The sequence below is a fragment of the Gordonia sp. (in: high G+C Gram-positive bacteria) genome (genome assembly GCF_047606305.1).
Taxonomy (GTDB): domain Bacteria; phylum Actinomycetota; class Actinomycetes; order Mycobacteriales; family Mycobacteriaceae; genus Gordonia.
Window position 1 is genome coordinate 1 of the sequence record NZ_JASGER010000092.1, and the last position, 9,326, is coordinate 9,326.

Sequence of the window (9,326 nt, forward strand, 5' to 3'; positions counted from 1 at the left end):
AGGGCCTCCTCCTCGGCGGCCGCCGCGGGCCGGACCGCCGCGGCGACCTGCGACAGCAGGGCTTCCACGGCGTCGACGCCGGGGGCGGTCTCCTCGTCGATGACGAAGACGGCATGGTCGGCATAGCCGAGCAGCTCGGCCCGCCGCGCGCGGAGCCCGACGATCTCGGCGAGGATGTGCGTCGTGTCGTAGTCGTTGCCCCGCGAACCCCGCGCGAGAGAGGCCTCGAACACCTTCGTGCGGGACGCGGGATCGGTGAGGTCGGCGACGGCGCTTTGACTCGTCGGCAGCTCCAGGGCGACGAGATATCCGTCGAGCCCGGCGGCGGCCGCGCGCTCGCGCGCCGCGGACTTCTCCCCCTCCGAGAGCCCATCGAGCTGCTCCCCGGCGGGGAAGTGCACCGCCGAATCGTTCGCCTCGTCGAGCACGAGCCGCCCGAACTCGGTGGTCAGATCGGCCAGCCGCGCGGTGATGCGCCGCATCGCCTCGCGTCCCGCGTCGTCCAGGCGCGCGCCCGCGCGGACCCCATCGCGGTACTGCTGGTCCAGCAGGCGGTACTCGTCTTCGGCCAGGCCCAGTTCGTCGCGCCGCTCCCACACCTGCGCGATGCGCGTGAAGAGCGCGGGGTCCGAGCGGATGGCGCTGGTGTGGTCGGCGAGTCGCGGCGCCAGACGGGCCGCGATGTCGTTGCGGGCGGGGGTCGCATCGGGGCCGAGGATGCCGTAGAAGACGCGCAGGACCCGGGCCAACTCGCGGCCGGAGTTCTCCAGCGCCACCACGGTGTTCGCGAAGGTCGGATCCTCGGGGGCGGCGATGATCGCGTCGATCTCGGCGCGCTGGGCCGCCACCGCTTCGGCGACCGCCGGCTCGATGTCGTCGTCGTCGATCGCGGCGAAGTCGGGCAGTCCGTAGGGCAGCGAACCGACCGCGAGCGCCACTACTTGGCGCCCTTGGGCTTGTCCCCGACCGCATCGGAGGACAGCGCGGCGACGAAGGCCTCCTGCGGGACATCGACGCGGCCGATCGTCTTCATCCGCTTCTTGCCCTCTTTCTGCTTCTCGAGCAGCTTGCGCTTGCGGCTGATATCGCCGCCATAACACTTGGCGAGCACGTCCTTGCGGATGGCGCGGATGTTCTCACGGGCGATGATCTTCGAGCCGATGGCCGCCTGGATCGGCACCTCGAACTGCTGGCGCGGGATGAGTTCCTTGAGCTTGAGGGCCATCTTGTTGCCGTAGGCGTAAGCGGCGTCGCGGTGCACGATCGCACTGAACGCGTCGACGGCCTCGCCCTGCAGCAGGATGTCGACCTTCACCAGGTCGGCCTGCGCCTCTCCCGCCTCCTCGTAGTCCAGGCTCGCGTAGCCGCGGGTGCGCGACTTGAGGGAATCGAAGAAGTCGAAGATGATCTCGGCCATCGGCAGCGTGTAGCGGATCTCCACCCGCTCCTCGGACAGGTAGTCCATGCCGCCCATCTCGCCGCGCCGGGACTGGCACAGCTCCATAATCGCGCCGATGTACTCGCTGGGGGCGATGATCGTCGTCTTGGTGATCGGCTCCCAGATCTCCTTGGTCTTGCCCGACGGCCAGTCCGAAGGGTTGGTGACGATGTGCTCGGAACCGTCGTCCATCACGACCCGGTAGACGACGTTCGGGGCCGTCGAGATCAGGTTCAGGTCGAATTCGCGCTCGAGGCGCTCGCGGGTGATCTCCATGTGGAGCAGACCCAGGAACCCGCAGCGGAAGCCAAAGCCCAACGCGACCGACGTCTCCGGCTCGAAAGTCAGCGCGGCGTCGTTGAGCTGCAGCTTCTCCAGTGCCTCGCGCAGCACCGGATAGTCCGACCCGTCGACCGGGTAGAGCCCGGAGTAGACCATCGGGACCGGCTCGCGGTACCCGGTCAGTGCCTCGGTGGCCCCGTTGCGGGCGGTGGTCACCGTGTCGCCGACCTTGGACTGGCGGACGTCCTTGACGCCGGTGATGAGGTAGCCGACCTCGCCGACGCCGAGCCCCTTGGTGGGCTTGGGCTCGGGCGAGACGATGCCGACCTCGAGGAGCTCGTGGGTCGCACCGGTCGACATCATCGCGATCTTCTCGCGCGGGACGATCTTGCCGTCCACCACACGCACATACGTCACGACGCCGCGGTAGGTGTCGTAGACCGAATCGAAGATCATGGCGCGAGCCGGCGCATCGGGGTCGCCGACCGGCGCCGGGACGCGCTCGATGATCCGGTCGAGCAGGGCGGGCACGCCCTCGCCGGTCTTGCCGGACACCCGCAGCACCTCGTCGGGCTCACAACCGACGATGTGGGCCAATTCGGCGGCATAGCGCTCGGGGTCGGCGGCGGGCAGGTCGATCTTGTTGAGGACCGGGATGACCTCCAGGTCGTTCTCCATGGCCAGGTACAGGTTGGCCAGGGTCTGCGCCTCGATCCCCTGCGCCGCGTCGACGAGCAGGACCGCGCCCTCGCACGCCTCCAGTGCGCGACTCACCTCGTAGGTGAAGTCCACGTGCCCGGGGGTGTCGATGAGGTGCAGGACATAGTCGTCGCCCTCGACCTGCCACGGCAGGCGCACGTTCTGGGCCTTGATGGTGATGCCGCGCTCGCGCTCGATGTCCATCCGATCGAGGTACTGGGCCCGCATCTGCCGCTCTTCGACGACGCCGGTGAGCTGCAGCATCCGATCGGCCAGCGTCGACTTCCCGTGGTCGATGTGGGCGATGATGCAGAAGTTGCGGATGCGCGCGGGGTCGGTGAACGTCGTGTCGGCAAAGCTGGAAATGAGAATCGCTCCTCGTAGAAAGGTCTGCCGTCCAGTCTGTCATGCCTGCGACGATCGGGGGTGCGGGGCCTACGGTAGTGGCGTGCGCACCCTCACCGCCCCCGGCGTCGTCGCCGACCTGCAGGAACCCGACGGCGAGCCCGTCGCGGCACTCGTCCTCGCCCACGGCGCCGGCGGCAATCGTGACGCGGCGATCCTGCGGGCCTACGCCGACGAGTTCTGCGGGCGCGGACTGTTGGTGGCGCGCATCGACCTCCCCTATCGGCAGGACCGGGTGAACGGGCCGCCGTCGCCGTCGAAGGCGCCCGCCGACCGGGACGGGATCCGCCGCGCCGTCGCCGCGGTGCGGGAGCTGGCCGACGGTGTGCCGCTCATCGTGGGCGGTCATTCCTACGGCGGCCGGCAGGCGTCGATGGTCCTCGCCGAGGACGGCCCCGCCGCCGCCGACGGCCTGTTGCTCAGTTCCTATCCGCTACACCCGCCCGGCAAACCCGAGCGCCTGCGCACCGAGCACCTCCCCCAGATCCGGGTGCCCACGGTCGTGGTCCACGGGCGCACCGACCCATTCGCCTCGACCGCCGAACTCGCCGAGGCGGTCGCGCTCATCGACGCTCCGACCCGCATCGTCACCGTCGCCGCGCCGCACGCGTTGAACCCCGCCCGCACCGACGTCGCGCGGCTCGCCGCGGACGCGGTGACGGCGCTGATCCTCGATCCCGCCGCCGGGTAATTCGATTGGCCGATGCCGCCGAAATCAGCGCGGCGAGAGGACTAGGTTTGTCGCCATGACCTCCTCACGCAAACTCCTCGCCACCTTCGGCGCCGCCGCTGCCATCGCCAGCGGCGCCGCCCTCCTCCCGACGGCCACCCCGCAGGCCGATGCAGCCCGCACCTATTGGGGCGCGGTCGCCTACCACTCGAATGGCAGCTATGCCGGCGCCGTCGACTACCCGACCCGCGCGGCCGCGATCCGCGCCGTTCGCGCCCGGTGCGGCGGCTACTGCGGCTACATCAGCTACGCCAACTCGTGTGGCGCCGTCGCCTTCAGCCGCTTCCGCGTCGGAGCGTCGGGCGGCTACCCGAACCGCGCCTCGGCCGAACGCGCCGCCCGCCGCAAGGCCGGCTACGGCGCCCGCGTCCGGGTCTACGCCTGCACCACGCGCTACCGCTAGACGTGCCCCATCGCACCGGGCCGGGTTCGTCGCCGACGGCGGACCTGGCCCGAGCAATCTCCTATCGCCCGGATCCGGACGGCGACGCCGATCCGGGTGAGGTCGTGTGGACGTGGGTGCCATTCGAGGAGGACGCCACCAAGGGCAAGGACCGCCCCGTGCTGGTCGTGGGCCGGGACACCCGGCCGGACCGTGTGCTGGGCCTGATGCTGTCCAGCCAGGCCTATCACGCCGACGAACCGAATTGGCGCCCGATCGGCGCCGGGGTGTGGGACGAGGAGCACCGCCCCAGTTACGTCCGCCTCGACCGGGTGCTGGTCATCGTCGCCGACCACATCCGCCGCGAAGGCGCCGTGTTGGACCGGCAGCGGTTCGACGCCGTCGCCGACGAGTTGCGCCGCGACTACGGGTGGCGCTGAGCCCGATCAGCGCGCCGCACGCCGCTGCCGGACGCGGTTGCGCACTCCGACCGCGCGACGCCGTGCCTTGCGGACGGTGTTGCGGGCGGCCGATTCCCACCGCGGCGGCGTCGCGGGCATCGGGGCGATCTTGACCCAGCCGGCCAGCGCGTCCAATGCCGCGTCGAGCACCTCCTGTTGCGTGGGGGGCCGGGCATCGGCGCCGGCCCTCGAGTCGACGGCCAACTCGGCGAGCGACCCGACGACGTCGTATCCGCGGGCGCTCACCGCCGACGTCATGACCTCGGCCTGCTCGGCCGCCCAGCGGCGTTGGTCCGTGGACAGTCCCTGCGGCGCGGCGCGCTCGCCGGCGAACATGACCTGCCCGATCAGCTCGCCCTTCACGATCCGCTCATACCGCGCCCACTCGACATCGGTGGGCTGCAGCCGGTCGTTGAGCTGACGGAGGAATTCGGCTTGGGAGGCCGACAGCGACGAGTTGGCGCTCTCGATCGGTTCGGCGAGTGCGACGGGGTCGACGCCCAGAACGCCGAGGAACCGTTCCCAGAGACCGTCGCCGGGGGTGCGCGCTGCGGGCACGGTGACCAGGTGGATGTGCTCGTCGGGCACCACGCTCGACCAGTCGTCGAGGATCCGGACATAGTCCTGGAACTCCCAGAACGGCCCCTCCTCGCCATGGCTCAGATCGGCCGATCCCGCGCGCGCGGCGACGGCGTCGACGAACTCGTCGAAGGTGCCGCGCCGCTGGTTCTTCACGTTCTCCTGCCAGGCCGAGGGCAATTGCCGGGCCAGATCGCGGACCGTCGCGATCACGTGCACCTCGTCGGCGAAGTCCAGTGCGCCGACGAATTCGGCGATCTGGGCGCGGGTGGCGGTGGCGAGGAGCTCATGGGAGACCAGGCTGGTGCCCGGCCAGGCGCGCATCTGCGCGACCATCGTCGGCCACGCGCGCTTGTGCTCCGGGTCGACCCAGTCCAGGTAGCGGTCGGGTTGTAGGTGGGCGGCCGCGTGGAAGTGGTCGTCGATGGCGTCGCCGGGGTACAGCAGGCCCGCCGCCAGCGCGTGATCACGGTTGCGCCAGAGCCGATCCTGCAGATGCGTGGTCCCGGTCTTGGGCAGGCCGATGTGCACGTACACGACAGACATACCGGACACCCTAGCCCGCTGGTCGTCGACGATTTGGGTGGCCGCCGGGCCGACTGGTAAAGTCGACGGTCGTTGTCATCCCAGATCTATGAAGAGGACAAACTCGCGTGGCAAACATTAAATCGCAGGTCAAGCGCATCAAGACCAATGAGAAGGCGCGTCGACGCAACCAGTCGGTTCGCTCCGCCCTGCGCACCTCGATCCGCAACTTCCGCGAGGCCGTCGAGGCCGGCGACAAGAAGAAGGCCGACGAGCTGCTCGCGACGACCAGCCGTCAGCTCGACAAGGCCGCCAGCAAGGGCGTGATCCACGCCAACCAGGCCGCCAACAAGAAGTCGGCCATGGCGCTGGCCGTCAACAAGCTCTGAGCTTGCGCTGACGCCGCTCTCGCGGCACCCGTACCAACGTCAATCACCCCGGTGACGACCCACGCGGTCACCGGGGTGATTCGCGTTCTGGGCGGAGGTCGAGGTGGTCTGGGCTAGGCGCGACCGCGACGAGGGCGCAGCCCGGCGACCGTCGACACCGCGTGCAACAGGCTGTAGTCGGCATCGGCCGCCTGGCCCTTCACGTCGCCGTTGAGCTTGGCGACGACCACCGCTGCCTTGCCGATCGATTCGGTGTCCCACGCTGCCGCCTGGGCCTGCAGCTTCTTCACCCGGCTGGGCGGCATCCCCAGCTCGGCGGCCGCCGACTGCGGGTTGGTCGACCCCAAGCCGCGGACGCGGGCGATGCCGTGGACGGCCTCGGCCAGCGCATCGGCGAGGATCACCCGCGGCGTGCCGTGGTGAACCGCCCAGGCCAGCGCCTCGAGGGCACCCGCCTTGTCGCCGGTGACGGCCTTGTCGGCGATCTCGAAGCCCTTCACCTCGGCCCGTCCCGAGTAATAGGTCTCGACGGCCTGCTCGGTGATCTTGCCGCCCGTGTCGGCGACCAGCTGACTCGCCGCGGCGGCCAGCTCGCGCAGGTCCGAGCCGATGTTCGCCAGCATCAGTTCGATGACCTCGCGCGGGACTCGCACACCCAGGTTCTGGAATTCTCGGCGGACGAAGTCGGCCCGATCGGACGGCCAGCGCGGGGTCGCACAGTCGACGACCGTGGCATCGGCCTTCTGCAGGGCCCCGACCATCGCCTTGGCGCGGCCACCGCCGGAGTGTGCGACCACGAGGGTGATGCCGTCGGGGATGTCGTGCAGTGTCGAGGTGATGACCGCGGCGGGCTCTTTGCCCGCCTCCCCCGCCGCCTCGACGACGATCACCCGGTCGTCACCGAAGAGCGAGGGGCTGAGGAGCTCGGCCACCTCGGTGGCGGTGACGTCACCGGCCCGCACGCGGGTCACCGGCACGGGTTCGGCGGCGCCCTTGCCGAGCCCACCGACGATCTGGCCCACCCCGCGTTCGATGAGGAAGTCGTTGTCTCCGAGCAGGAGGTAGAGGCGGTCGGTCACGGGCCCAATCCTACGGCGCGCCGCCGACGGAATCCGTCGAGGCGACCAGGGCCTCCATTCGGTGTTCCCGACCCAGGCTGGTCACGGTGTAGCCGACGCTGAGCGCGAAGGGCACCACCAGCAGCGGGATCACCGTCCACGTGCGCCAGTCGTTGTGCTCGACCAGTGCACCGGTCTCCTTGACGGCGATGCACAGCGCACCCGACGCGACGATGAGCCAGCCGGTCGCCTTGTTCTTGAAGGACTGGAACAGACGCCAGTCGTCGACGGTGATCGCGGCGAGCGCTGCGGTCCGCCACTGCCGGCGACGACGCATGCTCAAGACGTACGCGACCGGCGGCAGCAGCCACCACCAGCGACTCACCGGCTGCGGGAGTGGTGCGGCACTGCCCATCCGCCCCCGCATCTCATCGGCTTCCTCGCGGGTCAGTCCGGGGTCGCGGAGCTCGATCGCCGCCTGGTAGACCGGGCCGGCGAACAGCAGCCAGCCGCCCAGGAACCCGAACCAATGTGAAAAGCCCACGGGTCGGACTGTACTGGTCCCCCGGCTCCGTCGGGTGGCGCGACCGGCGTACCGCCCGCGCGCCGCAGGCGAGCGCGAGGACGAGCAGCACCCAGAGCGGCGCGGCGGGGATCGCCGCCCAGGACCCGCCGAGCACTCGGGCGACGGCCAGGATCCACCACAGGCCCGGCTCACACACGGTGACGAGGAGCCGCGCGAGGGCGGTCGCGGCGCCGATATCGAGCCCGGCGAGCACCATGGCGGCCGCTCCGAGCACGGTCACCACGGGGATGGCCGGCGCCACCGCGACGTTGGCGACGATCGCGGTGAGGCTGATCCGCCCGGAGATGAGCGCGATCAGGGGCGCGGTGACGACGTAGGCGACCGTGGCCATCGCCACCGCCTCGGCGACCCCGCGGGCCAGGCCGCGGTCGACGAGCCGATCCCGCAACGCCGGGGACCACGCGATCAGCGCTCCGGTGGCGACCACCGACATCGCGAATCCGGCGTCGCCCGCGAGCTCAGGCCACACCAGCAGCGCGGCGACGACTGCGGCCGACAGCGCCGGCATGGCGTCGCGGGAACGTGCCAGCGCCATCGCCATCAGCCCGATTCCGCCCATGATCGCCGCCCGGATCACACTCGGCGACAACTGGACCAGGACGGCGAACCCGACGGTGACGGCGATCCCGCCGAGGGTCGTCACGCGGACCGATCCACCGACCAGCGCGATCAGCAGGACGACCGTTCCCACGATCAGTGCGAAGTTGGCGCCGGAGACCGCGAGAAGGTGGGTGAGTCCGGCGCGGCGGAACTGGTCGTCGACCGTCGGTTCGCCGGCACTCGTGTCGCCGACGACCAGGCCGGGCAGCAGCCCCGCCTCGCGATGCCCGACCGCTTCGGCGCACGCATCCCGGAATCGCCGGCGCACGGATTCGGCGATGCGCAGGTATCCCGCCGCGGCGGCGACCCGCGTCGGTGGTCCCCGGGCCGTCAAGCGTGCCGCGAGAAGTCCGCGGTCACCCGCCCGCACGGTCATCAGCGCGCGCACCCGCTGGCCGACGCGCACATCCAGCCACGACCCGCCACTCGACGTCGCTCCGAGCGTCGCGAACACGACCACCGACACCGGGGCGACCACCCGATCGTCGACCGCGTGCACCCGGGCACGGATCCACACCAGGTCGGGGTTGGCCGAGCCGACCCTCGGATCCTCGACGGCGCTGACCACCGCGGTGACCGTCGCACCGTCGAGTTGGCGGAGCGGATGACCGTCGACGCGATCTATCCGAACCAGTAGCGCGACACCGGTCCCGAGCGCCAGACCCGCGGTCGCGAGGACGATCGCCGCCGCCCCCGCCCTTCGCCGACCGTGCCCAGAATCCCGCCGACCGTGCCCAGAATCCCGCCGACCGTGCCCAGAATCCTGCCGACCGTGCCCACACAGCGCCAGTCCGGCCGCGGCGAGGAGGCCGATCGACAGCAGGATCGCGGCGACCAACGCGCTGCGTGTCGCGCTGATCCCGAGCCAGGTGATGAGCCAGCACCCGACGGCCGGCACGGCCAAGCGCAGGTCGAGCCGCGGGACGCTCATCCGCCCGCGGTGACCAGGTCGCGCAGCCGTGCGAGGCGCGCGGGTCCGATGCCGTCGACCTCGGCGAGCTGGTCGACCGAGGTGAACCGGCCGTGCGCGGTGCGCCAGTCGATGATGGCCTTCGCGGTCACCGGGCCGACGCCGGGCAGCGCGTCGAGTTGGTCGGCGGAGGCGGTGTTGAGGTCGACCTTGCCGGTGGCGGCACCCGGTGTGCCGGCCGGTGGTGCCCCCGGTCCTTGCGGCGCCGCGGGGCCGCCGTCC

General features: G+C 70.9%; 11 protein-coding genes. 4 read left to right on the forward strand and 7 right to left on the reverse strand.

What is annotated here, in order from left to right; translation table 11 throughout:
• Window positions 1-938, reverse strand: a 938-nt coding sequence (locus tag QM634_RS13215; protein WP_415043238.1) for a M3 family metallopeptidase, incomplete at its 3' end; no start/stop codon positions are given.
• Complete coding sequence (lepA, locus tag QM634_RS13220) at window positions 938-2,791, reverse strand: translation elongation factor 4 (RefSeq protein ID WP_415043248.1); 1,854 nt, start codon at window positions 2,789-2,791, stop codon at window positions 938-940. The genes lepA and QM634_RS13215, both read right to left, overlap by 1 nt.
• A 76-nt stretch (window positions 2,792-2,867) precedes the next feature.
• On the opposite strand from lepA, the gene QM634_RS13225 reads away from it, so the two are divergent.
• From QM634_RS13225 to QM634_RS13235, 3 genes are read left to right on the forward strand one after another with little or no spacing between them, the layout of a single operon-like run.
• Window positions 2,868-3,515 carry an alpha/beta family hydrolase gene (locus QM634_RS13225; RefSeq protein ID WP_415043239.1) on the forward strand — a complete coding sequence of 216 codons (648 nt, stop codon included), beginning with the start codon at window positions 2,868-2,870 and terminating at the stop codon, window positions 3,513-3,515.
• 55 nt (window positions 3,516-3,570) lie between these two features.
• Window positions 3,571-3,957 carry a DUF4189 domain-containing protein gene (locus QM634_RS13230; protein WP_415043240.1) on the forward strand — a complete coding sequence of 129 codons (387 nt, stop codon included), beginning with the start codon at window positions 3,571-3,573 and terminating at the stop codon, window positions 3,955-3,957.
• Between the two features lie 2 nt (window positions 3,958-3,959).
• Window positions 3,960-4,376 (forward strand): type II toxin-antitoxin system PemK/MazF family toxin, encoded by a 417-nt coding sequence (locus QM634_RS13235; RefSeq protein WP_415043241.1) that lies wholly within the window; start codon window positions 3,960-3,962, stop codon window positions 4,374-4,376.
• A 6-nt stretch (window positions 4,377-4,382) separates the two neighbouring features.
• Here the strand turns inward: QM634_RS13235 and QM634_RS13240 are convergent, their stop codons facing one another.
• Entirely contained in the window at window positions 4,383-5,522 is a 1,140-nt protein-coding gene (locus tag QM634_RS13240) for a sulfotransferase family protein (RefSeq protein WP_415043242.1), read from the reverse strand.
• A 107-nt stretch (window positions 5,523-5,629) separates the two neighbouring features.
• Here QM634_RS13240 and rpsT point away from each other — a divergent pair, with 107 nt between their 5' ends.
• Window positions 5,630-5,890 carry a 30S ribosomal protein S20 gene (gene rpsT / locus QM634_RS13245; protein WP_415043243.1) on the forward strand — a complete coding sequence of 87 codons (261 nt, stop codon included), beginning with the start codon at window positions 5,630-5,632 and terminating at the stop codon, window positions 5,888-5,890.
• Window positions 5,891-6,003: 113 nt separating this feature from the next.
• Here rpsT and holA read toward each other — a convergent pair whose 3' ends face one another.
• The 4 genes from holA to QM634_RS13265 all read right to left on the reverse strand — a co-directional run.
• On the reverse strand, window positions 6,004-6,969 hold the full coding sequence (holA, locus tag QM634_RS13250; RefSeq protein WP_415043244.1) for a DNA polymerase III subunit delta: 966 nt from the start codon (window positions 6,967-6,969) through the stop codon (window positions 6,004-6,006).
• Between the two features lie 10 nt (window positions 6,970-6,979).
• Window positions 6,980-7,492, reverse strand: coding sequence for a hypothetical protein (locus QM634_RS13255; protein ID WP_415043245.1), 513 nt, complete (start codon window positions 7,490-7,492; stop codon window positions 6,980-6,982).
• Window positions 7,377-9,065 (reverse strand): ComEC/Rec2 family competence protein, encoded by a 1,689-nt coding sequence (locus QM634_RS13260; protein ID WP_415043246.1) that lies wholly within the window; start codon window positions 9,063-9,065, stop codon window positions 7,377-7,379. The genes QM634_RS13255 and QM634_RS13260 overlap by 116 nt, the downstream gene beginning before the upstream one ends.
• On the reverse strand, window positions 9,062-9,326 hold a 265-nt coding region (locus tag QM634_RS13265), incomplete at its 5' end, for a ComEA family DNA-binding protein (RefSeq protein ID WP_415043247.1). The genes QM634_RS13265 and QM634_RS13260, both read right to left, overlap by 4 nt.

What these genes read in the sequence shown, in the direction of transcription:
- QM634_RS13230 (WP_415043240.1), top strand. Translation starts at nt 3,571, where the DNA reads ATGACCTCCTCACGCAAACTCCTCGCCACCTTCGGCGCCGCCGCTGCC.
- QM634_RS13240 (WP_415043242.1), bottom strand. Translation starts at nt 5,522, where the DNA reads ATGTCTGTCGTGTACGTGCACATCGGCCTGCCCAAGACCGGGACCACG.
- QM634_RS13260 (WP_415043246.1), bottom strand. Translation starts at nt 9,065, where the DNA reads ATGAGCGTCCCGCGGCTCGACCTGCGCTTGGCCGTGCCGGCCGTCGGG.